General features: G+C 40.2%; 22 protein-coding genes. 17 read left to right on the top strand and 5 right to left on the bottom strand.

Going from position 1 to position 24,305, the window contains the following annotated elements:
- Positions 1 to 146: 146 nt before the first annotated feature.
- The 17 genes from KH286_RS04550 to KH286_RS04470 all read left to right on the top strand — a co-directional run bounded on the left by KH286_RS04550 (position 147) and on the right by KH286_RS04470 (position 19,249).
- Positions 147 to 1,877 carry an S-layer homology domain-containing protein gene (locus tag KH286_RS04550; protein WP_118091125.1) on the top strand — a complete coding sequence of 577 codons (1,731 nt, stop codon included), beginning with the start codon at positions 147 to 149 and terminating at the stop codon, positions 1,875 to 1,877.
- A gap of 411 nt (positions 1,878 to 2,288) precedes the next feature.
- Positions 2,289 to 2,774: a GNAT family N-acetyltransferase gene (locus KH286_RS04545; RefSeq protein WP_004694271.1), complete on the top strand. Its 486-nt coding sequence runs from the start codon at positions 2,289 to 2,291 to the stop codon at positions 2,772 to 2,774.
- A 208-nt stretch (positions 2,775 to 2,982) separates the two neighbouring features.
- A complete protein-coding gene (locus KH286_RS04540; RefSeq protein WP_004694268.1) occupies positions 2,983 to 3,732 on the top strand; it encodes a DUF969 domain-containing protein in 750 nt (249 codons plus the stop codon).
- A gap of 1 nt (position 3,733) precedes the next feature.
- Positions 3,734 to 4,663, top strand: a complete 930-nt coding sequence (locus tag KH286_RS04535; protein ID WP_004697680.1) for a DUF979 domain-containing protein — start codon at positions 3,734 to 3,736, stop codon at positions 4,661 to 4,663.
- Between the two features lie 112 nt (positions 4,664 to 4,775).
- A complete protein-coding gene (gene pcp / locus KH286_RS04530; RefSeq protein ID WP_004694263.1) occupies positions 4,776 to 5,429 on the top strand; it encodes a pyroglutamyl-peptidase I in 654 nt (217 codons plus the stop codon).
- A 264-nt stretch (positions 5,430 to 5,693) separates the two neighbouring features.
- Positions 5,694 to 6,809 (top strand): glutathione S-transferase C-terminal domain-containing protein, encoded by a 1,116-nt coding sequence (locus KH286_RS04525; protein ID WP_118091124.1) that lies wholly within the window; start codon positions 5,694 to 5,696, stop codon positions 6,807 to 6,809.
- Positions 6,810 to 6,931: 122 nt separating this feature from the next.
- Positions 6,932 to 8,344: an MmgE/PrpD family protein gene (locus tag KH286_RS04520; protein ID WP_118091123.1), complete on the top strand. Its 1,413-nt coding sequence runs from the start codon at positions 6,932 to 6,934 to the stop codon at positions 8,342 to 8,344.
- On the top strand, positions 8,337 to 9,176 hold the full coding sequence (locus KH286_RS04515) for a transporter substrate-binding domain-containing protein (protein WP_004694256.1): 840 nt from the start codon (positions 8,337 to 8,339) through the stop codon (positions 9,174 to 9,176). Before KH286_RS04520 ends, KH286_RS04515 begins: the two co-directional genes overlap by 8 nt.
- Positions 9,177 to 9,231: 55 nt before the next feature.
- The gene (locus KH286_RS04510) at positions 9,232 to 9,948 is read left to right on the top strand and encodes an amino acid ABC transporter permease (RefSeq protein ID WP_004694255.1); all 717 of its coding nucleotides are present in this window, start codon (positions 9,232 to 9,234) and stop codon (positions 9,946 to 9,948) included.
- A 6-nt stretch (positions 9,949 to 9,954) separates the two neighbouring features.
- Complete coding sequence (locus tag KH286_RS04505; protein ID WP_227283405.1) at positions 9,955 to 10,671, top strand: amino acid ABC transporter permease; 717 nt, start codon at positions 9,955 to 9,957, stop codon at positions 10,669 to 10,671.
- Entirely contained in the window at positions 10,668 to 11,441 is a 774-nt protein-coding gene (locus tag KH286_RS04500; protein ID WP_278617688.1) for an amino acid ABC transporter ATP-binding protein, read from the top strand. Before KH286_RS04505 ends, KH286_RS04500 begins: the two co-directional genes overlap by 4 nt.
- 111 nt (positions 11,442 to 11,552) lie before the next feature.
- A complete protein-coding gene (locus KH286_RS04495; protein ID WP_278617687.1) occupies positions 11,553 to 12,035 on the top strand; it encodes a GNAT family N-acetyltransferase in 483 nt (160 codons plus the stop codon).
- A 277-nt stretch (positions 12,036 to 12,312) separates the two neighbouring features.
- A complete protein-coding gene (locus KH286_RS04490) occupies positions 12,313 to 12,540 on the top strand; it encodes a helix-turn-helix domain-containing protein (RefSeq protein ID WP_278617686.1) in 228 nt (75 codons plus the stop codon).
- 15 nt (positions 12,541 to 12,555) lie between these two features.
- Positions 12,556 to 14,295, top strand: a complete 1,740-nt coding sequence (locus tag KH286_RS04485; RefSeq protein ID WP_278617685.1) for a type I restriction-modification system subunit M — start codon at positions 12,556 to 12,558, stop codon at positions 14,293 to 14,295.
- 1 nt (position 14,296) lies between these two features.
- Positions 14,297 to 15,514, top strand: coding sequence for a restriction endonuclease subunit S (locus KH286_RS04480; protein ID WP_278617684.1), 1,218 nt, complete (start codon positions 14,297 to 14,299; stop codon positions 15,512 to 15,514).
- A gap of 12 nt (positions 15,515 to 15,526) precedes the next feature.
- The gene (locus tag KH286_RS04475; protein WP_278617683.1) at positions 15,527 to 18,763 is read left to right on the top strand and encodes a type I restriction endonuclease subunit R; all 3,237 of its coding nucleotides are present in this window, start codon (positions 15,527 to 15,529) and stop codon (positions 18,761 to 18,763) included.
- Positions 18,764 to 18,850: 87 nt separating this feature from the next.
- Entirely contained in the window at positions 18,851 to 19,249 is a 399-nt protein-coding gene (locus tag KH286_RS04470) for a hypothetical protein (RefSeq protein WP_278617682.1), read from the top strand.
- 55 nt (positions 19,250 to 19,304) lie between these two features.
- Here KH286_RS04470 and rbsB read toward each other — a convergent pair whose 3' ends face one another.
- Genes rbsB through rbsK form a run of 5 tightly spaced genes read right to left on the bottom strand, consistent with a single transcriptional unit; the run spans position 19,305 to position 24,000 of the window.
- Positions 19,305 to 20,207, bottom strand: coding sequence for a ribose ABC transporter substrate-binding protein RbsB (gene rbsB, locus KH286_RS04465; protein ID WP_278617681.1), 903 nt, complete (start codon positions 20,205 to 20,207; stop codon positions 19,305 to 19,307).
- Positions 20,208 to 20,216: 9 nt separating this feature from the next.
- A complete protein-coding gene (locus KH286_RS04460) occupies positions 20,217 to 21,152 on the bottom strand; it encodes an ABC transporter permease (RefSeq protein ID WP_004694241.1) in 936 nt (311 codons plus the stop codon).
- Positions 21,152 to 22,633, bottom strand: coding sequence for a sugar ABC transporter ATP-binding protein (locus KH286_RS04455; RefSeq protein ID WP_278617680.1), 1,482 nt, complete (start codon positions 22,631 to 22,633; stop codon positions 21,152 to 21,154). The genes KH286_RS04460 and KH286_RS04455 overlap by 1 nt, the downstream gene beginning before the upstream one ends.
- 44 nt (positions 22,634 to 22,677) lie before the next feature.
- Complete coding sequence (gene rbsD / locus KH286_RS04450) at positions 22,678 to 23,091, bottom strand: D-ribose pyranase (RefSeq protein WP_278617679.1); 414 nt, start codon at positions 23,089 to 23,091, stop codon at positions 22,678 to 22,680.
- 18 nt (positions 23,092 to 23,109) lie between these two features.
- Positions 23,110 to 24,000, bottom strand: coding sequence for a ribokinase (gene rbsK / locus KH286_RS04445; RefSeq protein WP_278617678.1), 891 nt, complete (start codon positions 23,998 to 24,000; stop codon positions 23,110 to 23,112).
- Positions 24,001 to 24,305 lie beyond the last annotated feature (305 nt).

Here is a 24,305-nt window from a genome sequence, read left to right as displayed (position 1 = left end):
TAAATTTTTCTTAAACTGATATAGGGGTATTTCTTTATGCTAATTTAGAATATCACCTGTTCAGTCCGAGGTGAGAGACGGAACATAGAGAGAATGAAAAATTGTATTGTAATTTGGATGATTTTTTAATTTAGTGAGGGTGTAAGATGAGAGAAATGAAACATTCCAAAAAATTAGCGTTTGCTGTATTAGCTGCTGTCACTGCTGTTGGTGCGAATGTTAATCCGGTAGACGCTGCTTCTGTTGTAATGGACAACACTAATGTTGTTACAGGTGCTAATAATGCAGTTGCGTATGGTAGCGGTAATACTGTAAAAGAATCTGATGCAAACTTCCGTGATCGTGATTATGAAAATGAGCCAGATGATGCTACAAAGAAAACTGGTGACTGGAAAAGTAATTCTGTCGCTATTGGTGTTAATAATACTGCAGCAGGTACCTCTGCATTAGCAATGGGTAATTCTTCCAAAGCGTTGATGAATGAATCTATTGCTATTGGTCATTCTGCTGAAGCACAACGTACATGGTCTACTGCTATTGGTACACGTGCAAAGGCTTCCGAAGTTCGCTCACAAGCTATTGGCTATGAAGCGTTAGCATCTGGCTATAAATCTAATGCGATTGGTTCTAGCGCACAAGCAACTAATAATCATTCTGTTGCTATGGGTTCCTCTGCCCTTGCATCTGGTGACCACGCTCAAGCGTTTGGTGCTGGTGCACAGGCAACTAACGTGCGTTCTAATGCGTTTGGTTCCGATGCAAAGGCTACAGCAGATTATGCTATGGCAATTGGTGATCATGCAAATGCAACCCATTTGAACTCTATCGCTTTAGGTGCAGGTTCCACTACAAGTGAAGCTACAGCACAAAGTAGTGCGACAATTGCTGGTCATACATTCGGTGGCTTTGCTGGCGTAGGTTCCGCAGCTAATGGTTCCGTGTCCGTAGGTAAAGCTGGTGCTGAACGTCAAGTTAAAAATGTTGCGGCTGGGGAAATCTCCGCTACTTCTACAGATGCTGTAAACGGTAGCCAATTATATTCCGTAGCCAATGATTTACAAACACAAATCAACAATTCCACACCTGGTCAAATTAATAACAATATCAAAATCTTGACTAATCGTGTTGGTACTGTTGAAAGACGGGTTAACAAAGTAGGTGCAGGTTCCGCTGCATTGGCTGCATTGCATCCATTGGACTTCAACCCAGATGACAAATGGACAATTGCTGCTGGCTATGGTCACTACCATAATGCTAACTCCGCTGCATTGGGCGCATTCTACCGTCCTAACGAAGATACAATGTTCTCCGTTGGTGGCACTGTAGGTACTGGTGAAACTCAATTGAACGCAGGTGTATCTATTCGCCTTGGTAAACGTTCCCCTGAATCCCGTTCCCGCGTAGCTATGGGTCGTGAAATTGCTGAATTGAACGCACGTCTTCAAGATATGGAAAACAAATATAATAACTTGTTACAAATCTTGACTCCACATGCAATTGATCCAAGCAAAACTGCTGAATTCCCAGACGTTCCTCGTAACCACTGGGCTTACCAATATATTAGCCAATTGGCTGGTAATGGTATCCTTGTTGGCTACCCTGATGGCACATTCAAAGGCGATGTTAAGATGACTCGTTACGAATTCGCTACAATGTTGTACCGTGCACTTCAAAATGGTGCTCCTATTGACGAAAACATGAAACGTGCATTGAATGAATTCGGTCCTGAATTACAAAATATTCGTCTTAACCACTTCCGTGTTGACCGTATTTCTGGTGATGATAACGATCGTCATAAAACTGAACGTGTTCGCGTTAACAACGAACCTAAAAACGAACGTGACGTATACGGTTCCCGTATATACAATAATCAATAGAATTAACTTTTCTAGCGTTTGTAAAAGTTCAAAACAGGATGTATCTTTGATACATCCTGTTTTTTTGTCTAAATTTTTTTGTGGTATTGTGCTTATTTTATAGGAATTCGTCAATTATGGTTAGACGGAATGAAATCATTGACTGAAATTTAAATTGTATTCTGCTTATTTTTATACAAACACTCTTTCGGTTGAGAATTTGGACCTTTTATTTATTTGATACTTAGTATGGTTGAGGGTTGGTCTATATATTACATTATTGCATATAAGATTTCCTTTATAGATATTATGATTTCATATAATGTTTATGTAAATATATTGCAAATAAATACATATAGGTGTATAATTACTTTCACAAAGTGAATTAATATACGTAGTTTGTGAATAAAATATAGATATGAGGGAAAGACCATGAAAGAATTTAGACAATTAACAGTAGCAGACACAGCAGAATATCATAAGGTATTAATCGACGGTTATGCAGCTATAAAAGACTATCCTATTAGCTTCGACGCTATTGATTTTACGGAAGAGGAATCTAAGGAGTGGATTGAAAATTATCCTGTATACGGCTTGTATATTGATGGGCAATTAGTTAGTTCTATTACGTTTTGTATGCCGTGGGTGAAATACTCAACGCCGGATAAATATCCGCATATTGCTCATTTTGTAACGGCACCAGCTTTCAAAGGCAAAGGATATGCACGGGAAGTCTTGGGCTATGCAGAGGAGCTTTTAAAAGAACAGTTTAAAACACATATTGTTACATTAGGAACGGCTAAGGAGCATCCGTGGTTGCCTAAAATGTATGAATCCTTTGGGTTTACGGCGTATGATAAGGTTCATTTTAGAGGAAAACAGCATACAACTATATTATTCAAGAAAGAATTAAATTAATTAAGAAAGCGTTATATTAATTACGTAAATTACCTTGTACTCTATTTGAGTGTTTTATGCTCTGATCGCAGATCAGGGACATTCACTAAATTTAGATACAAGGTATTTTTTTGTGTAAGATTATGACTATTCAGTATATAATATATACATATAACGTATCTTTATGGTTATATGTGTTATGGATGATTTGTAGAAAGGATGTGTCCATATGTTGATTTTGTCTGGTATTTTAGTGATGGTCATCGGTCTGATGCTGCGCTTTAATGCCTTGTTAGTTGTTGTAGCCGCAGGCTTTGTAACGGGCCTGGCAGGTGGTCTCAGTATTAACGATATCGTTGGTGCTATTGGAGAGGCCTTTGTTAAAAATCGTTATATGTCATTATTTATTTTGATTTTACCTGTTATCGGTCTTATGGAACGTCACGGCTTGCGTGAACGGGCAGAAATTTTGATTGGCAAGATCAACGCTGCTACGGCAGGTCGTATCTTTATGATTTACTTATTTGTGCGTCAAGTAACTGTAGCCTTTGGCATTAACATGTCCGGTATGGTTGCTATGGTTCGTCCATTGATTGCTCCTATGAGTGAAGCTGCGGTAGCTCAAGGCCGTCCAGTATCTCAACGTACGCTTGATAAGGTGCGCGGTGTGGCTGCTTCTGCAGATAATATAGGTAACTTCTTCGGTCAAAACTTATTCCTTGCTGCTGGTGGGTTATTACTCATCAAAGGCGTTATGGAACAATTAGGTTATTCTGTAGAGTTAACAGATATGGTATTGTACGGATTGCCAACTGCTGTTTGTGCCTATATCGTTAACTTTATTCGCTTTATTATCTTTGATAAAACAATTCAAGCCTCTGTAGCTCGTGACGAAGCGGATATGAAAGCTGGTAAATTAGTACCTAATGAGTTAAATATTCTTGTTACACCAGAAGAATTGAAGAAGGAGGCTGAATAATATGTTAGAAATATTCTATAAAATGCAGCCCTTAGATTATGTATATCTTCTCGTAGGGATTATTCTATTTATCTTTGCTATTCAATCATTTCTAGATAAAGAACATAAATATCGCATTGGTACAGGCTTATTTTGGCTCTTATATAGCGTATCCTTTATCTTTGGTTCTTATCTCTCCAAGGAAATTAATGGTTGGCTTGTCATTGCTATGGCGGCTATTGTATTAGTAAAACAACTCGGCAAAGGCCATTACTTTGAATCTCCTATTGAATTTAAAAAAGGCGAAGCGGTTCGCATTGGTAATGTTATCTTCGTACCAGCGTTACTTGTTGGTATTATTACATTCTTCATTGGTTTCTTTACTAAGTTAGGCGCTCTTGTTGGTCTAGGTATTGCCGCAATCATAGCTATGTGTGCTGCTCTTTTTATTACAAAGGGCGAACTTAACCAAGGTTTCCATGAAGGCCGTCGACTTATCGATGCTATCAGTTGGACTGCTATTTTGTCCCAGTTATTAGCGGCTCTTGGGTATCTATTTAATTTGGCTGGCGTTGGTAAACTTATCTCCAGTGCAGTCGCAAGTGTAGTACCAGCAGATAATGTATTCCTCGTTGTTGTGGCTTACTGCATCGGTATGGTTATCTTCACAATGATCATGGGTAACGCATTTGCCGCATTTGCGATGATTACAAGTGCCATCGGTATCCCAATGCTCGTTGTAGCTCATGGTGCGAACCCAGCAGCTGTCGGTGCTATAGCAATGCTTGCAGGCTATTGCGGTACTTTGATGACACCTATGGCTGCCAACTTTAACATCGTACCGGTAGCGCTCCTTGAAATGCGCGACCAATACGGCGTTATTAAAGCACAACTTCCAATTGCATTAATCATGCTCGTATTGAATATTCTATTAATGTATTACTTTATTTAACCCTTTTGTGAAAGTACGATATGCTTATGAAACTATATGATATATCTTGTAAGGTTATGTATCATGCTTGATTATTCTAATGAACCATAAGATATCGTTATGAGGTAGTGTGATGAAAACAATTTTAATTACCGGTTTTGATCCATTTGGCGGTGAACCTATTAATCCGGCTTGGGAAGCGGTCAAAACAATGGATGGTTATACCGATGGTGATTACAAGGTAGTGACACAAATGGTTCCTACCATTCGTTATAAATCTGTTGATACTGTAAAAGCAGCAGCTGAACAGTGCCAACCAGATTTTATCCTGTGTGTAGGTCAAGCAGGTGGTCGTCCTGATATTACAGTGGAACGCGTTGCTATTAACTGCGACGATTTTCGCATCCCAGATAATGGGGGCAACCAACCGGAAGATGAGCCTGTTGTAGCCGATGGCCCTAGTGCCTATTTTGCGACATTGCCCATAAAAAATATCGTCAATGCGTTACATCAAAACGGTATTCCTGCTAAGGTCTCCAATACAGCGGGAACCTTCGTATGCAACCACTTGATGTATGGTGTATGTCACTATGCCGCGCAAAAGGGCAATATTAAGGCGGGCTTTATGCACATCCCATACTTGCCATCCCAAGTGGTGGATAAACCAAATCAACCAAGCATGGCTGTTGAAACTGTACGTGCCACATTGGAAACCATCGTTCATGTATTAGCTCATGGTGAAAGTTACAAGGCACAAGATATTAACTATACAACACCTCACGAATAAAAATATTACCAATACTAGTGTTTGTTTAATACACATAATTTAAATAAAGCTCGAGTTATATCTAGAAACGATATAACTCGAGATTTTTGTTTGTAATAGATATTATAAATTTTAAATACCCACTATTGACATAGGTTTTTAAATAATATAATATAGGCTTATATTCATATTAAGTTAGTAGGAATAATTGAGGAATATCACAGAAGCTTTCACCATGAAAAGTGGAATAAAGCTAATGGAGATGACCTTTATAAGGAGTATAGAATGAGTGAACACGTAGATGTAAGTAAAATCAAGGATCCTACCATTGCGGCGGCTCGAAAAGAAGTTGAGTTTCAACGCGCTATGAATCCTTGTCCTATCGATTTTTCTGAGTTTCAATCTAGTAACCCTCGTTCTCAAGGGGAGCAGAAGGAGTATGAAGGTAAAGATGCATCGAATTTTAACCGTCGTCAAAAATATTCTGATAGCGAAGAACCTCAATTCACAACACCTTTTGGCAGTGAACCAGGGTTTCTACCTGTAGAGAAAGACCGTTATCGTCTTGTATGGTCTAAGCATTGTCCTTGGGCCCATCGCATTGCAATTGCCATCGATTTACTTGGCTTAGATAAAGTGATTTCAAAAGGCACGGTTGATCCATTGCGTCCTGCAGGTGTAATTGCAGACTGGTTCTTTACCCTTGATAAGGATGAAAAGGACCCTGTATTGGGTATTCACTCCTTAGGTGAAGCGTACCGCAAAGGCGACCCTAACTACGATGCACGCTCCACAGTACCAGCTATCGTAGATGTTACAACAGGTGCTGTTGTAAATAATGACTACCATGCGTTGACTACAGAATTAGCATTAGGTTTTAAAGATTTTGTGTCCCCTGATGCGCCAGATATTTATCCTGAGGAATTGCGTGCCGACATAGACGCATTGAATGTAATCATCTACGCTGACTTCAACTTGGCTGTAAACCTAGCAGCCCTCGTAACAAATCAAAAAGACTACGAGTACTACTACGACCGTATCTTTGCTCGCTTAGACTGGCTTGAAGAACGCCTTAGCAAGCAACGTTACTTGATGGGGGATACCATTACAGACTCAGATATTCGTATCTTCCCTACATTGGCTCGTTTTGACCTTGTATTCTACCAAAAATACTTGGTGAATAAGAAACGCCTCGTAGACTATCCCAATCTTTGGAACTATGCGAAGGACTTGTACTCCAATCCAGCCTTCGGTGGCACAACGGACTTCGACTCCATGCGCAAACGCTTCTACTATGTAGATCATACGCCATTTGAGGATCTACCACGCCTCGTTCCAAAAGGACCAGACGATTCCATTTGGTTAGAACCAAATGACCGGGCTGAAAAATTTGGTAAATAAAATAGACGGTAAATTCATATGTTGGATGAGCCGTATTTAGTACATCTTTTACTATGAAATCTGATACATTACTGACGAATCGATCAATATATTTAATTATAGATAACTGAAAGGAAGGCTCCATGGATTCCGTAACACAGACGATTGTGAACTACATAGAACAAACGGATGTGACGAACCGTGAGGACCTCCTGTCAGTGGCTCGCATTGCCTTCCTAGATTATCTAGCATCCTTAGCACCAGCAGAGAACAAACAAGCCGTTCGAGACTTGGCTCGGTTCATAGGAGCTAAGTCATCTATAGGATTGGATGTTGGCCGTCATATGAACTCCTCTGTTTTCAGTGGCAAGGTTATATCAGCGGGCAATACTGGCTTAGCAATAGAGAATGTATCTAAGGTTGATAAGGCCTTATATTATGGCTTTGCCTCCCATTATTTAGATTCTGATGACGCCCAGGCAAATCTAGCAGGTCATTTCAGTACTGTTTTATACTCTGCTTTACTGGCAGTGCTCGAGCCGACGGATACATGGCACGAATTCTTTCGGGCCTATATCATCGGTGCCGAGTTAGAAGGGATTATTGGTTCCCTTATCAATCCTGCCCATCGGACCCAAGGATGGCATTCTACGGGGACCGTTGGTGTTATTGGGGCGGCGGCCGCTATAGGCGCTTTGCGAGGCCTTCATGGTGAAAGCTTGGCTCAGCTCCTGTCTTTGGCTGCTACTCAATCGGCGGGCATGTTCTTTCAAAGTGGCACAGATGGTAAGCCGCTCCATGCGGGACTGGCGGCACGCAATGGCGTATGGGCTTACGAACTGTTACAACATACATCACTGCGAACAAGTACAAAACCATTTGACCCCGAACGGGGTTGGTTTAAAACTATCGGTAATATTACCGTTACATCAAATGACATCGCTAGCCGTTGGCTAGCACCAGGACAACTCATTGATCCTGGTTTGTGGATGAAAGTCCACCCTTATTGCTCGGCAGCCATTTGTGGCGCTGAAGCAGCAGAAATCGTGGCACATAGACTATATACATCTGATTCGTTCTTGTGGGATGAGATAAATCGAGTGACTGTTCATTTTCCACCTGGTGCTGATGCGGCATTGCGTTACACATTGCCAAAAACAGGTCGAGAAGGGCAGTTTTCTATTGAGTATGTCGTGTACCAAGTCCTCGCTTATGGGGAGGTACAGGACGAGTTGTTTAAGATAGATGCCATAGACCAATCAGTGCGAGACTGTATGTCGCGCATAGAGCGTGTCTATGACTTGCCGAAGGTATCTCAAACAGAGCGGATTACGAAAGTAACCGTTACCTTGAAAAATGGAGATACTTTCACAGAAACGGTGAATAATCCTAAAGGATCGCCGAAGAATCCTCTTACTATGGAGGATATACGCATTAAATTAGGCCTCACCTTGGAGGCTGACCAAATAGATAGAGTTATTGTGGCTTTTACCAATACAGATAAGGTAGAGTCATTCCTGCAAACATTGCGAAAAGAAGGAGTTTTACATGTTTAATACAAAGAAATTAACGAAATTATTCGCCATCGGCGCATTGGCACTAGGCGTGCTCGTTGTAGCTGGTTGTGGCGACGACACATCTAAGGAAGCGAAAGTAAATCCAGATGCTAAAGTGATTAACGTAGCTACACGCGGTACAGTTCGCCCGTATTCCTACACAGATGATAACGGCAACCTTACTGGTTTTGACGTAGAATTGTTGAAAGAAATTGAACGTCGTAATCCTGACCTTCATTTCAACTTCAAACCAATGGCCGTTGATGCTGCCTTTGTAGCGATGGATGCAGGCCAAGTGGACATGATTGCAAACCAAATGCGTCGCAACCCGACACGTGAAGCAAAATACTACTACACAAATGAGGTTAACAACTACTCTACACGTAAATTAGTAGTTAAAAACGATCGCAACGACATCTCTAAATTGGATGATTTGAAAGGCAAGAAAATCGCCGTTACTACATCCTCTGAGTTCAACGAGTTAGTAAAACAATTCAACGAAACAGCAAATCCTCAAATCGAAGTTATCTATACAGATAAAGCAGGTGCAGAAACATTAAACCTCGTTGCTACAGGCCGTGCTGATGCAGCAGGTGAGTATGAATACGTAATTAACTCTGCTATTAAAGACCGTGGCTTGCCACTCAAAGCTGTAGGTGATGTATTGGCCGTAGTACCAACTTATTTCTTGTCTAAACGTACAGATGACATGAAACAAGTAAACGAAAAAATCGATAAAACTATGAAAGAAATGCGTGCAGATGGTACGTTGAAAAAACTTTCTGAACAATATCTTGGTGGGGATTACACATTCGATCCAACACAAAAATAACGAATAGGCCGCCTTGGCGGCCTTATTCTATTATGTCTAGAAGCGAGGTGCTACTGTGGGCAAGTATTTTGATGTGTCCTACATGATTCAAGCATTTCCACAGCTCTTGAATTATGTACATGTAACGGTACTCATCACCGTTATTTCTGCCATCTTAGGTGTTATTTTGGGCTCTATCATAGCCATCATTCGCCTCAAGAAGGTACCAGTATTAAACCAATTATTTATTGTATTTATCTCCTTTATGCGCGGTACGCCGTTCTTGGTACAGCTCTTCCTCATTTACTTTGGGGTACCAGAAATCATGTCCCACATGGGGCTTAACATGAAAAATGTGCCAGGCCTCGTATTTGTGTATGCCGTGTTTACCTTACATATTGCAGCTTACAGCGCTGAAATCATGCGCTCCAGTATCGATGCGGTCTCTCCTGGTGAGAAAGAAGCCGCTAAAAGTCTTGGTATGACCGAGTTCCAAAGTTATGTGCGCATCATCTTGCCGCAGGCTTTCACCATGAGTATTCCACCGTTGACGAACCTCGTTATCGGCATGTTGAAAGGAACGGCGCTCATCTTTAACGTCGGCGTTGTGGATATGATGCGTAAGGCGGATCTTATGGGCGGCAATAGTCAGCGCTATCTTGAGTTATTCGTCGATGCGGCCATCATTTATGGCATTCTAATTATCATCGTGTCCCTCTTGGGCCGATTGCTTGAAAAACGTTTTACCGTTGCGGGCAAGGAAACGCAACGCATTTTGATCAGTGAGGAGTAGGGGCGTATGGGACATATAATCGATTCAACCTATATTTATGGCACCTTCTTTGCTGTCATTCCTTATGTGAAAGTAACCCTCATGATTACTTTCCTCAGCGTTGGTTTGGGTACAATCCTAGGGTTATTAAGTTGCGTGCTACAACAAAATAAAGTACCCGTGCTCAGTCAGCTCAGCTACTTGTACGTATTGTTGTGCCGTAGTATTCCGAACATGGTTCTCTTATACCTCGTATACTATGGCTTGCCAATTCTATTCCTCGCCGTAGAGGATCAAACAGGGGTGCATGTACCTTTTGAAAAGGTGCCAGCTACATTCGTAGCCGTTGTAGGCTTAACCTTGCATACAGGGGCGTATTTGAGTGAAATCTTCCGGGCTGCCTTGCAATCTGTACCGAAAGGTCAAATGGAAGCGGCTCAAGCCATCGGTATGACTTGGTTCCAAGCGTTCCGTCGCATCGTATTGCCGCAAGCGACAGTCTTTGCGTTGCCACTATTTACGAACCAATTCCTTAACACCATGAAGAGTACTAGTATCGTATTCGTCATCACGGTTATTGAATTGTTTGGCGCTGCAAAGTTATATACAGAGGAAAATTCGCAGTATTTTGAGGCCTACATTGTAGTGGCCGGACTATTCTGGGTGATGGGGATTGTCTTTGAATTCATCTTCCATCGTTTAGAAATCTATGCAAGCAAGTATAAACGAGGTAATGCATTATGATAGATATTAAACAAGTTCACAAATCTTTCGGGAACAGTGAAATTTTAAAGGGCATCGACTTACATGTACCAACGGGGTCTGTAACGGTTATCCTTGGCCCATCCGGTAGTGGTAAGACGACGTTCCTTAGAACGCTTAACTTCCTTGAAAAGGCCGATGCAGGAACAATGCAGTTAAATGATATTTCTGTAGACTTACATAAAGCGTCTAACAAAGAAATCCTAAACATACGTCGCAATACATCCATGGTATTCCAGTCCTATAACTTGTTCTCTAATAAAACAGTTATTGAAAACATCATGGAAGGCCTCGTAACAGTTAAGAAAATGAAAAAATCTGAGGCTCGTGACATTGCTCAACGATTCCTTAAGGAAGTAGGCATGGAAGGGTATGATGATTACTATCCTGTACAATTATCTGGGGGCCAACAACAACGTATTGGCATCGCTCGCGCCCTTGCGATGGACCCAGAGGTTATCCTCTTTGACGAACCTACATCTGCCCTCGATCCAGAACTCGTAGGGGAAGTATTGGCTGTTATCCGTAAGATTGCTAAAGAGTTAGAAGTAACCATGATCATCGTAACCCATGAAATTGGTTTTGCTAAAGAAGTGGCAGACCAAGTCGTATTCATGGAAGGTGGCGTCATCGTAGAACAAGGGGATCCTAAGATTGTCCTTGAACATCCAAAAGAAGAACGAACACGTAAATTTTTGAGCCGTTACCTTACACTCGATAGCGAATTGCCTCTAGATAGCGCAGCTTTATAAATAGTACTGCTCTATAAAAATACTGCTCTATAAATACGTGCTATCATAGTAATATAGAAATTCATGGCGACCTAATATTTTTAGAATTAGGTCGCTTTAAACGAGGTACATATGAAAGAATTTAGACAATTAACCGTAGATGATGCGGCTGAATATCACGAGGTGTTAATTGCAGGATATGCGGAGAATAAGAACTACCCTATATCTTTTGATGCTATCAACTTTAGCCAAGAAGAGTCTCGCGCGTGGATCTTAAAATATCCTGTATACGGCCTCTACGTAGATGGCTCCTTGGTGTGTTCTATTTCATTCCGCATGCCTTGGATTCCAAAGGCTACACCTGATGTATATCCGCACATTGCACACTTTGTAACGGCCCCTGAACACAAGGGGAAGGGCTATGCTCGAGAAGTTCTCGCCGAAGCAGAAGACTTATTGCGTAATGTATATAAGACACCGGCTGTAACCCTCGGTACTGCCGCAGAACACCCGTGGCTGGCGAAAATGTACGAAAGCTTTGGCTTTAAAGAATATAAGCGAGTACAACTGCCCGGGAAAGTACATACCACTATATTCTTTAAGAAAACGTTATAAAGATAAGAAAATTAGTATTAATTTGATATTCTAACTAAAAGAGTCGCACCTAATTGGTGCGGCTCTTTGTTGTTCTATAAGATATTACTATCACAGTATTAATTTCAAGATTACTTTGGAGTTATTCATATATGGTTATCATATTATCTAATTTTGATATTGGTAAATACCGATAAATACCGATAGATTAGAATGCCTAGTGGATAGATATTAAAAAAATATATATTTGTTTGCTATAATAATGCTATATTAATGGATGAAAAGGAGATGCATATATATGGATTTTCCTAAAGAAATAAAAAGAATTAGACAACGTTCATTTTTAACACAGCAGGAATTTGCAAATGTAATAGGTGTGGCTTTTTCTACTGTGAATCGTTGGGAATCTGGACGTTCAGAGCCAAACCTAAAAGCGATGAAAAGTATCAATACATTTTGCGTAGATAATAACATTCCTTATGAAGTACTAGAAGAGTCTTGGTTTGACTATAAAATAGAAAAATAAAGGAGCACTATTGTTATGACAGATAAAGAATTAAAACAGTTAAAAGATACGCTATGGCACTCTGCTGATGTGCTTCGAGCTAGTGCTCATTTAGCTGCGAATAAATATGGTCAGCCTATTCTTGGACTTATCTTCCTTAGATATGCAGATATTTTATACAAACAACATAAGGAAAATATTGAGGAAGAGTATAATCGTCTTAAAGGCGGACGTATGGAAAAGTCCATCAAAGAAATCTCTATCGAGAAGTGCGGATTCTATCTTCCTGAATGTGCTTATTATGATTTTATCAATGATGCACCAGATGATGCTAGTAAAGCTACTCTTGTAAAGAAAGCTATGGAAGCAATTGAGACTGAAAACCCTAAAATGGATGGTGTCCTACCAAAAGAAGTATATGCTCAGCTTGTACCAGAAGAAGAGCCAGAACTTCTTTCTAATATCGTACGTATTTTCAAAGATATTCCAGAAAATAGTACAGTCGATATCTTTGGTGAAATCTATGAATATTTCTTAGGTAACTTTGCACTTGCAGAAGGTAAGGATGGAGGAACATTCTACACACCTGCAACTGTTGTAAAATATATGGTTGAAGTATTAAATCCTCAGCCCGGTGAAAAGAAGTTCTTAGATCCGGCTTGTGGTTCTGGTGGTATGTTCGTACAGGCCGCAAGATACATGCATAATCACAATGCCAGCGAGAGTGAGCAAATGAAATTCCGTTGCTATGGTGTTGAAAAGGAACCTGATACAGTAAAACTAGCAAAGATGAATTTGCTCCTTAATAATATCCGAGGTGATATTATACAAGCTAACTCATTTTATTCTGATCCATATAATGCATTCGGACAATTTGATTATGTAATGGCGAATCCACCCTTTAACGTCGATGAGGTTGTGGTTGAGAAGGTTTCTGACGATGCACGTTTCAATACATATGGAGTACCAAGAAACAAAAGCAAATCAACAAAGAAAAAATCTGACAAGAAAGAAACTGTACCAAATGCCAACTATTTGTGGATTGGCTACTTTGCTACTGCGTTAAATGAGAATGGTAAGGCGGCACTTGTCATGGCTAATTCTGCATCTGATGCATCTGGTTCAGAATATGAAATCAGAAAGAAAATGATTGAAGAAGGTATCATCTCACAGATGGTAACCCTTCCTTCTAATATGTTCTCATCAGTTACCCTTCCTGCGACTCTGTGGTTTTTTGATAAGCAGAAGCCAAACAGTGATAAGAAAAATGAAATCTTATTTATTGATGCAAGAAATGTATTTACACAGATTGACCGTGCCCACAGAAAATTTTCTAATGAGCAGATTAAGAACTTAGGTGTTATTACCAAGCTTTATCAAGAAGATACACAAGCTCTTGTTGACTTGATTGATGAGTATAAAGCAGAACTTACCAATGCTCTAGAATCTTCTGATGATAAGGAAGTTCTTACAAAAGCATATTGGCAGTCACAAATTGACTGGTTAACTGAAAGATTCCCTGATGGTGTGTATACTGATGTTATCGGCCTTTGCAAAGCTGCACCGATGGATGGAGAGGATGGAATTATTGACCAAGACTACTCTCTTAATGCAGGACGTTATGTCGGAGTAGTTATTGAAGATGATGGTTTAACATATGAAGAATTCAAAGAAGAAATGTATTCTTTAAATTCTGAGTTCACTACATTAAGTGTCGAGGCAAAATCCTTGGAAGAACTCATCGCAAATAATCTGAAAGAATTGTTGGGTGAGTGATATGGAATATGTAAAACTTAAGGATATAACGACGAAAATAACAAAGGGAACAACACCATCTAATATAGGTGCCAGCTTTACAGATGAAGGAATAAATTATTTTCGCTCTGAAATGTTAGGAAAGGCTAAGTATTTGGATAAGTCTAGTGGAATGATGTTCATTTCAGAGAGCACACATAATAAACTCAAAAGATCTCAAATTGAGGCGGATGATATTTTATTTTCGATGGCAGGAATTTACCTTGGCAAACTTGCAATTGTAAAAGATGAAGATGTTCCAGCTAATATTAATCAAGCAGTAGCACTTATTCGATTTAACAAAGGTGTAAATATTGACTATCTATATTACTTTATGGTTCAAAAAAGTTTCAATGCCTATGTGAATTGTATGAGTGCTCAAGCAGCACAACCCAATATTAACCTTAAGCAAATTGGTAATTTGCAAATAGCACTTCCCACCGATGAACAGCAGAAAAGAATAGCTGATATTCTTTCAGCTTACGACAATCTTATCGAAAACAATAACAAACGTATCCACCTCTTAGAGCGAATGGCTGAAAGTCTTTACAAGGAATGGTTTATAAGATTTCGCTTTCCGGGATATGAGGATACGGAGTTTGAAGATGGAATGCCTAGAGGTTGGGTAAGAGAAAAAATTGGTCTTCATTATAATACCTGCTCCGGTGGAACTCCAAGTAGAACACACGAGGAATATTATACAGAGGGAACTATTCCTTGGGTGAAGACTGGAGAAATAAAAGACGGAATAATAATTCATACTGACGAATGTATAACAGAAGCAGGAGTAAAAGGGTCATCCGCAAAGTTGTTACCACAAGGTTCGGTTGTTATGGCAATGTACGGAGTAAACATTGGAATGTTAGCATATTTGGATTCTGAAATGACTTGCAATCAGGCTTGCTGTGTCTTTAACGATAAAAATGAAATTAACTCTAGGCACTATTTGTTTCATTATCTTTATTCGATTCGTGATTATTTGTTGCTCATTGGATTTGGAGCTGCACAACAGAATCTAAGTCAGGATTTAATAAAAAAAGTAAAAATAGTTATTCCGCCAGCTGAGTTAATAAAAGAATTTGATAAGCAAAAAGAACCCTTATATCAAACAATCCGAGCATTGATGATGCAAAATGATAAACTTATCAAACAAAGAGACGCGCTATTACCACGCTTGATGAGTGGAAAACTTGAAGTTTAAGGAGGTGTTCATATGCGTAATTTTATATCTGAAGACGATATAGAACAGGCTATACTTTCAAAATTAAAAGCTGAACCGTTTAAATATGATATCCTCATCTGTGATGCTTCACCGGATAAACGAGATGTATTGCCTGATGGTACAGGCAGAAACTCTAAGAAGGAATGTATCCTTCCTGATGTGATGCTGACCTCTCTGAAGCGTATCAATCCCACTATCGAAGAAAATAAAATTAAAGAGATCGCAAAGACGTTAAAGCAAGATTTTACAGGAACGGACATTGTAGATACGAACTACAAATTATATAGACAAATCCGTAATAATATAAAAATCACAGTTCGTAGAAACGGTAAGGAAGATTTCGATTTTGTAAAATTGATAGACTTTGAACATCCGGAGAATAATACTTTTACAGCAGTATCTCAGATGTGGATTCAGGGAAAGGTCTACTACAGAAGACCGGATATTCTTATCTTTGTCAATGGTATGCCCCTTGTGTTTATTGAACTGAAAAATAGCATTGTTAAGGTTGAAGAAGCCTACAACAAGAATCTCAAAGATTATATGCGGGACATTCCTAATATCTTTGCATTTAATCAGATTTGTGTGCTTTCAAATGGTTTGGAGACGAAGCTTGGTGCATTTAATGCAACTTATGACTATTTCTTTGAATGGCTTAAAATTGATAGCGAAAAAGAAAAACTGGATAGAGAAACCATTCTTGCTGCGGATAATGTTAAGGATAGCTCTGTCAGATATTTTGTAGATGGTCTTCTCAACAAAGATAGATTGATTGACTATATTGAAAACTTCATTCTCTTTGAAAACCAGAGAATAAAGATTATCGCTAAGAACCACCAGTACTTAGGTGTAAATAATCTAATGGAATCAGTGGAGAACAGAAAAGAGCTTAACGGTAAACTTGGTGTTTTTTGGCATACACAGGGTTCAGGTAAATCCTATTCTATGGTTATGTTTGCACGTAAAGTGAAGCGTAAGATTCAAGGTAACTTTTCGTTCCTCATTATCACAGACCGTGAAGATTTGGATACACAGATTCATAAGAACTTTGTGCGTACAGAGGTTATTGGCTCTAAAGAAGAATGCCAGCCAAAGGACAGCAAGCAGTTAAGAGATTTCTTGACTACCAATAAGGCTTTTATCTTCACGCTGATACATAAGTTCAGGTATGATAAGACAAAGAAATATCCAGTGCTTTCTACTCGTGACGATATTATTGTTCTTGTTGATGAAGCACATAGAGCACAGTATAAGGATTTAGCAGAGAACATGAGAACTGCACTTCCTAACGCAAATTTTGTCGCATTTACAGGGACACCTCTTCTTGGATCTAAACGCCTTACCAATCAATGGTTTGGTGAGTATGTTTCAGAGTATAACTTTGCACAATCTGTCGAAGATGGCTCTACTGTACCATTGTTCTATTCTAGACGAGTTCCGGAAGTAGGGCTAGAGAATGATTTCCTTGATGATGATGTCGTGGATATTATCGAAGAGGAAAATCTTAACGAGGATGAAACTCGCCTCTTAGAGAATGCATCATCACGTATCCTTGAAGTTATCAAGCGAGATGACCGCTTAGATAAAGTGGCACAGGATATTGCTTACCACTTCCCAAGACGTGGATTCCTTGGAAAAGGTATGGTTGTATCTGTTGATAAGTATACTGCTGTCAAAATGTATGACAAGGTTCAGCATTATTGGGCTATAGAAAAGCAGAACATCATGAAAGAGCGAAATACAGCTGACACTAAGGAAAAATGTGATCAGCTTACACGTATTCTTGCTTATATGAATAAGGTTGAAAAGGCCGTTATCATTTCAGAGGAAAATGATGAAGAAACGAAGTTTGCTAAGCAAGGATTAGATATTACAAAACATCGTGCAAAGATGAAAGAAATCACACCGGACGGTAGAGATATTGAGGATAGATTCAAAGATCCTGATGACTCACTACAACTTGTGTTCGTTTGTGCCATGTGGCTGACAGGATTTGATGTAAAAAACTTATCTACACTTTATCTTGATAAGCCAATGAAAGGCCACACGCTGATGCAGGCAATTGCTCGTGCTAATAGAGTGTATCGGGGAAAACCTGCCGGAATCATTGTAGATTATGTTAATGTTTTTAAATACATGAAGAAGGCATTAACAGAATATGCCACTGGTGATGATGGAACAGAATTCCCTGCAAAAGATATTGATCAATTAATCAGCTACATTGACGGTACAATTGATGAAGCAGATTCTTTCTTGTTGTCTCTTGATATTGATTTAGAAAAGATAATTGCTGATTCTAATACACTGGATCAATTAGATGCATTAAGAAGTGCTTATGACAATATCGTTGCAAAAGATGATGACAAAGAGAAGTTTAAAGTTATCCTTAATACTTTGACAAATCTCTACGAAGCATCCAAGCCGGAAATCTTTGAAAAGAACTGGAATAATGATAAATTCGCACCGCTTGTGTATTTGCATGGTCTTTTATATAACACTGTTAACGATGAAAAGGTTGCTCGTGCTAGACAAAAAATGAATCAGATTCTGGATGGCAGTGTTACAGCAAGTCAAGAGTTCGTTAACTATGTACGTGAAAAACCTGCACAGTACATGATAAAAGGCACAAAGGCTATTGATCTTTCTAAGGTTGATGTTGAGCAATTGAGAAAAGAAATCAAGGTTGCTCAGTATAAAGCTATTGAGATTAATGATTTGAAGGAATACATTGAGCAAGCACTCGAACAGATGCTTAATAGAAACTGCACGAGAACTAAATTCTCCGAACGTTTTAAGCGAATTATTGACTCCTATAATGCAGGTGGCACTGAAAATGAGGATTACTATGAGCAGCTTGTAAAACTTCTTGAAGAACTTCGTCAGGAAGATAATCGTGCAAATACAGAAGGCCTTACAGAAGAAGAATTAGAAATCTTTGATTTGCTTATTGCTGGAAAAAAGGTGACAAAGGATGAAGAGCAAAAAGTAAAACTCTCTGCCAAGAATCTTTATAAGAAGCTAGTCGATAATCGTAATAATCTTCTTGTAGTAGATTGGTATAAGGATGAACAGCCAATTGCTAAGCTAAAATATGAGGTGGAACTATCCTTAAATGATGATTTGCCTGAAAGTTATGATAAAGTATCTTTTGACTCTAAGGTGTCTTTACTTATGAACCATTTTATGGATATGGCAGTACAAGGATATGGATGGATTGGTTCTGTCTAATTTCCGGAAAAACTTATAATTTCTATTTTATTCACAAACACAGTGTTATAATAAATAAAAATTGTTGTTTGTGGAGTGTGACATAGAATGTATGAAATCGTAAATGAACCAAATTTAATAATTGCCTTTGATATGGATACAGAGTTATCTCAATTTGGTGTGTTTGGCATATATATTAAACAGGGCTATAATATCTGTTCTGGATATATTGACCCTAGTGATTGGTCTGGAATTCGCGTTGGTTATAAAGAATTAGTTGCCTTGTATGAAAACTGTAAAGGCAAAGCAACCTTTACATATATTCTGACGGGAGAAGGGGATACGCTTACATTCTCGTTAGATCAAAAGGGTGCTCTAACGATGGAGATTAACATCTGTACCATTTATAATTATAAATGTCATATGATTATTGAAAGTTTAGATCAAACGTATTTGCCAAAGTTTATTGAGTTTTTTAAAGTATTTTTAGAGAAAGAGCTGAAATAAAAAGAGTCGCATCAAAGGATGCGACTCTTTTTCTGTACCCAGTTTCTATTTACGATTATTTTGTAACAACTTTAAGATCTACAGGAATTTTAGCTTCTACAGTTTCGCCTTTGATAACTTTTTGAGCTGTATCGATAGCGATTTTACCCATTTGGTCTGGTTGTTGAGCAATTGTTGCAGCCAATGTGCCGTCTTTAACAGCTTTGTCTGCATCAGCAGTACCGTCAAAGCCTACGATGAAGATTGTTTTGCCTGCGGATTTAGCTGCTTGGATAGCGCCCAATGCCATTTCGTCGTTATGAGCGAAGATAGCTTGTACGTCTGGGTTAGCTTGCAAGATATTTGTTGCTACGTTTAAACCTTTTGTGCGGTCGAAGTCAGCGCTTTGTTTTGCTACTACGGTTAAGTCTTTGTCAGCTACGTTATGGAAACCTTGGCCGCGTTCACGAGTTGCGGAAGCACCAGGGATACCTTCGATTTCAGCTACTTTTGCAGCTTTGCCTACTTTATCAGCGATAAGTTGAGCTGCCATTTCTCCGCCTTTTACGTTATCGGAAGCGATATGAGCTACTACTTTGCCTTTGTCAGCAGAGCGGTCAACAGTGATTACAGGAATGTTTTTAGCATTTGCTGCTTCTACGGAAGTAGAGATAGCTGCAGAGTCTACAGGGTTGATGATCAATACGGAAACGCCGCTTTCAAGCAAGTCGGAAATATCATTTGCTTGTTTAGCTGGGTCGTTTTGAGCATCAACGATTTTAACTTTAAGACCAAGCGCTTTAGCTTGAGCCTCAACTCCTTCTTTCATAGTTACGAAGAATGGGTTGTTCAATGTGGAAACAGAGAAGCCGATTGTGCTGGATTTTTTGTCGCCGCCGTTATCAGCGCTTTTACCACAGCCTGCTACAAGACCGATAACCATGATAGCCATCGCCAACAGTAACAATAGTTTTTTCATAGAAACCTCCTAGGCTTTCTTGCGGTCTGCAAGAACCGCCAATAAAATGACAATACCTTTTACAACTTGTTGATAGAAACTGGAAACGTCGAGAATATTTAACCCGTTGTTGAGGGTACCGATAATTAGGGCACCAATTAATGTGCCAACGATATGACCACGACCACCAGCAAGGCTTGTGCCGCCAAGAACTACCGCTGCGATAGCGTCAAGTTCGTAGCCTGCACCTGCTGTAGGCTGTGCAGAGTTAAGACGAGATGTGATGATTGCACCAGCGATACCACAGAGCATACCAGTTAAGGCATACACGAAGATTTTAACGCGGTCAATTTTGATACCAGCAATGTAACTAACCTTTTCACTACCACCTACGGCGTATGTTTTACGGCCTAAGGATGTGCGGCTCAATACGAACCAGAGGATTATGAAAGCCAGGAACATTGTGATAGCTGGAACTGGAAGGCCTGCAATATCCCCTTGGCCAAAGCCGTGGAATAGAGGATCTTGCGTAAGGCCAGAGATTGGGTTACCATCGGTGAATACCAATGTCGCACCACGGTAGATGGTCATGGTCGCCAAGGTAGCAATAAATGGAGCTACGCGACCATAAGTAATAACGAGACCGTTAATACCGCCCAATACAAGGCCTGCACCTGCGGCTAATACGATAGCCAATACAGGGTCAGTACCAGTTACGATGAGGTTTGCCATCACTGCACTAGAGAGGGCAAGGATGGAACCAACGGATAAGTCGATACCGCCAGTTAAGATGACGAAAGTCATACCAAAGGCGATGATTGCATTGATGGATACTTGGCGTAACAAGTTACGCAAGTTAGAAAATTCAAGGAAACTGTCGTTCATGACAGAGATAATTACAAATAATAGGATGAGGCCGATGAGGGGGCCTAATTTTTTTACATATTGCAGAGCTTTGCTGTCCATTATTGTCCTCCTGTGGCTAATGTCATAATTGATTCTGGTGTTGCATCGCTGCGGTCCAAGATGCCTGCTACACGGCCTTCATGAATGACCATAACGCGGTCGCTCATGCCCAGCACTTCAGGTAACTCAGAGGACACCATGATAATGGACACACCATCGTTCGTTAATTCGTTCATTAAATCATAAATATCACGTTTCGCGCCGATATCGATACCGCGTGTCGGTTCGTCCATGATGATAATGGATGGCTTTTTACCAACCCATTTCGCGATAACCACCTTTTGTTGGTTACCACCGGATAGAGACGATGCCGGTTCGTGAATAGATTGTGTTTTAACGCCCAGTTTTTTAGACAATTCGTCAGCAAAGGAATTGAGCTTGCCCTTATCTAGTACATGAGATGGGCAAATGTCACCAAGATTCGGCAATGTAATATTGGAACCGATGGAGAAATCGAGGATCAAGCCTTCGCTCTTTCTATTTTCTGTGATGAAAGCAATGCCGGCTTTGATGGCATCTTCTGGTTTTTTACAGTTTAGAACGGAGCCGTTAACTGTTACAGTACCGCCTTTGTGTTTATCTACACCGAAAATGGCACGCATAATTTCTGTACGGCCAGCACCCATAAGGCCTGCTACGCCGAGAATTTCCCCTTTGCGTAAGGAGAAGGAAATGTCGTTGTCAAAACCTTCAGGTTTGAGGTTGTCCACGCTCATAACCACGTCGCCCGGTGTTGTCGTGCGAGCAGGGTAGAACTCGTCGATAGAACGACCTACCATGTGGCGTACCACTTCGTCTACAGAAATTTCAGCAGTTGGTTTTGTAATGATTGTGTGACCATCACGCATAACCGTTATAGTGTCACATTCGCTAAATACCTCTTCCATACGGTGAGAGATATATACGATAGCAACGCCGCGGGCTTTCATTTTACGCATCATTTTGAACAATGTTGCCGTTTCACGCTCTGTAAGGGCTGCTGTCGGTTCATCCATGATGACAACCTTGGCATCTAACATCAAGATACGAAGGATTTCTGTCATCTGTTGGTGACCGACAGAGCAAAGACCTGCTTCCGTTGTGAGCGGTAATTCGATGCCCAACTCGCGGCAGGTGTTTTCTGCCTCGGCGAGCATCGCCTTTTTATCGAGCATACCGAATTTATTGCGCTTTGGTCTCATTAAATACAGATTTTCTAACAATGTTAGATTAGGCCAAATGTTGAGCTCTTGGTGAATAAAGGCAACACCGTTCAGCTCGGCCTCTCTTGGGTTCGAGAAGGTGCGCTCTACACCGTCGATGGTGATCGTACCGGCATCCGCCTTATGAATACCAGTGAGGATGTTCATGAGGGTGGACTTGCCAGCTCCGTTTTCGCCCATCAAGGCGTGAACCTCGCCCTCCTTGAGGGTAATACTCACATCGCGCAGTACCTGGTTCGTACCAAATGCCTTCGCAATGCCTGACATAACAATTTCCATAACTACTCCTATATGATTGGTAAAAGTATCTCTAATCTATTATTCTATGGACGATCGCTGAAAATACAATCGGCACGCAAGATAATGTTTGCATACGGAGATGCTTCACCAGTTCGAATGATGCACTTGCATTGTTTTGTGGCTTCTTTGAAAGCTTCATGGCTCGTTTCAATCCATTCGTATTGATCGGATGGGAAGGTGAACTCCAAGAAGGCATAAGCCTTAGGATTGTTTTCTTTAATTTCTGTAGCCACATGAATCGCTTCGGCTTTCATATGCTTAGCGATGATGGATACTACTTGCTCAAAGCTAGGTACACCAAAATCTAAGGCTAAGTCGATTTTTTGAACCCCTTCAGGTACCGGTAAGCCACAATCAGAGATACAAATTGTATCTGTGTGACCAAGATCTGCCAATACCTTAGCGATATGGCTATTTAAAATGCCGTGTCGTTGCATGGTAATCTCCTTTTCAATCTATATGTGTTCTGCTAGGAATGCGGCGACCTCGTCCTTTGTTGGCATGCCTCCTTGAGCTCCCAAGCGTTGGATGGAGAGGGCCGCTGCTGCATTGCCGTAGTGTAGAGCGTCGGCTAAGCTTTTGCCATTAACAATAGCCGTTGCAAAGGCGCCGTTAAAAGTATCGCCAGCGCCTGTTGTATCTACGGGCTCAACCTTGAAGCCAGGTACGATGTGGATTTCACCGTTGTCCACATATCTTACGCCCTTGCTACCAAGGGTAACGATGATTTTGTTTTCGTTAACTAGTAATGTCTCCTCTGTAGATTGGTTAGGGTAGAGCGCAGATAGCTCATGTTCGTTTGGCGTAATATAGGTTGCTAATTTTAACCATTCCGAATCGAGGTTGGCTGCAGGAGCAGGATTTAAGAGGACTTTCACATTCGCCTTGTGACAACGACGAACGATGTATTCAATAGTTGGAATAGGAATCTCGTTTTGCACCATTACGAGATCGGCTTGCTCGATAGCAGACCAAGCGTTATCTACTACGGACTGGTCTACCTTAGCATTAGCACCTGCAATCACGATGATGCTATTATCGCCTTCAGCTAATGTAATGTGTGCTGTACCGGTTGTAGTATTCGGTACCGTAACGATGTAATCTGTATTGATGAAATTTTCTTTTAAATTATCTAAAATCATTTGGCCGTATGCATCTTCACCGATACAGCCGACCATCGTGACCTCTGCACCTAGACGAGCCGCAGCCACCGCTTGGTTTGCACCCTTGCCACCGTGCGCGATGTGTAATTCGTTGCCCATAATTGTTTCGCCCGCAGTAGGGCGTTTATCCGCGAGGACTACAATATCCATGTTGCAACTGCCAATAACAACAATGCGATTCATAATAACTCCTTAATAAGCCTCTGCCCTAACTGGGACTAAAAATAACTATCATTTATTTTTATACATAGAATCTTGCGTATTTTATACAACGAAATGTATATATAAATATAACTGATAATCTAAGAGGCATTTGCTTTCACATACCTATAAGTGTATATTAATCATTTATTAGTATAGCGTAAATACGTGAGTTTATCTATATAAATATCTATAAAATGTAGGAATAAAAAAGGTATACCCAAAATCTATGTTACATGAGTAAAAATGTACTCTTTAGATCTTGGATATACCTTATTATTAAAGAA

It is taken from the genome of Veillonella parvula, assembly GCF_018378075.1.
GTDB lineage: Bacteria > Bacillota > Negativicutes > Veillonellales > Veillonellaceae > Veillonella > Veillonella parvula_K.
The sequence above is the reverse complement of the archived record's forward strand: the minus strand, read 5'-3'. Positions and strand labels throughout refer to the sequence as shown.

Bases quoted from the DNA above. Each gene is read 5' to 3' on its own strand.
- KH286_RS04550 (WP_118091125.1), top strand. From the start codon at position 147: ATGAGAGAAATGAAACATTCCAAAAAATTAGCGTTTGCTGTATTAGCT.
- KH286_RS04545 (WP_004694271.1), top strand. From the start codon at position 2,289: ATGAAAGAATTTAGACAATTAACAGTAGCAGACACAGCAGAATATCAT.
- KH286_RS04540 (WP_004694268.1), top strand. From the start codon at position 2,983: ATGTTGATTTTGTCTGGTATTTTAGTGATGGTCATCGGTCTGATGCTG.
- KH286_RS04535 (WP_004697680.1), top strand. From the start codon at position 3,734: ATGTTAGAAATATTCTATAAAATGCAGCCCTTAGATTATGTATATCTT.
- pcp (WP_004694263.1), top strand. From the start codon at position 4,776: ATGAAAACAATTTTAATTACCGGTTTTGATCCATTTGGCGGTGAACCT.
- KH286_RS04525 (WP_118091124.1), top strand. From the start codon at position 5,694: ATGAGTGAACACGTAGATGTAAGTAAAATCAAGGATCCTACCATTGCG.
- KH286_RS04520 (WP_118091123.1), top strand. From the start codon at position 6,932: ATGGATTCCGTAACACAGACGATTGTGAACTACATAGAACAAACGGAT.
- KH286_RS04515 (WP_004694256.1), top strand. From the start codon at position 8,337: ATGTTTAATACAAAGAAATTAACGAAATTATTCGCCATCGGCGCATTG.
- KH286_RS04505 (WP_227283405.1), top strand. From the start codon at position 9,955: ATGGGACATATAATCGATTCAACCTATATTTATGGCACCTTCTTTGCT.
- KH286_RS04500 (WP_278617688.1), top strand. From the start codon at position 10,668: ATGATAGATATTAAACAAGTTCACAAATCTTTCGGGAACAGTGAAATT.
- KH286_RS04495 (WP_278617687.1), top strand. From the start codon at position 11,553: ATGAAAGAATTTAGACAATTAACCGTAGATGATGCGGCTGAATATCAC.
- KH286_RS04490 (WP_278617686.1), top strand. From the start codon at position 12,313: ATGGATTTTCCTAAAGAAATAAAAAGAATTAGACAACGTTCATTTTTA.
- KH286_RS04485 (WP_278617685.1), top strand. From the start codon at position 12,556: ATGACAGATAAAGAATTAAAACAGTTAAAAGATACGCTATGGCACTCT.
- KH286_RS04480 (WP_278617684.1), top strand. From the start codon at position 14,297: ATGGAATATGTAAAACTTAAGGATATAACGACGAAAATAACAAAGGGA.
- KH286_RS04475 (WP_278617683.1), top strand. From the start codon at position 15,527: ATGCGTAATTTTATATCTGAAGACGATATAGAACAGGCTATACTTTCA.
- KH286_RS04470 (WP_278617682.1), top strand. From the start codon at position 18,851: ATGTATGAAATCGTAAATGAACCAAATTTAATAATTGCCTTTGATATG.
- rbsB (WP_278617681.1), bottom strand. From the start codon at position 20,207: ATGAAAAAACTATTGTTACTGTTGGCGATGGCTATCATGGTTATCGGT.
- KH286_RS04460 (WP_004694241.1), bottom strand. From the start codon at position 21,152: ATGGACAGCAAAGCTCTGCAATATGTAAAAAAATTAGGCCCCCTCATC.
- KH286_RS04455 (WP_278617680.1), bottom strand. From the start codon at position 22,633: ATGGAAATTGTTATGTCAGGCATTGCGAAGGCATTTGGTACGAACCAG.
- rbsD (WP_278617679.1), bottom strand. From the start codon at position 23,091: ATGCAACGACACGGCATTTTAAATAGCCATATCGCTAAGGTATTGGCA.
- rbsK (WP_278617678.1), bottom strand. From the start codon at position 24,000: ATGAATCGCATTGTTGTTATTGGCAGTTGCAACATGGATATTGTAGTC.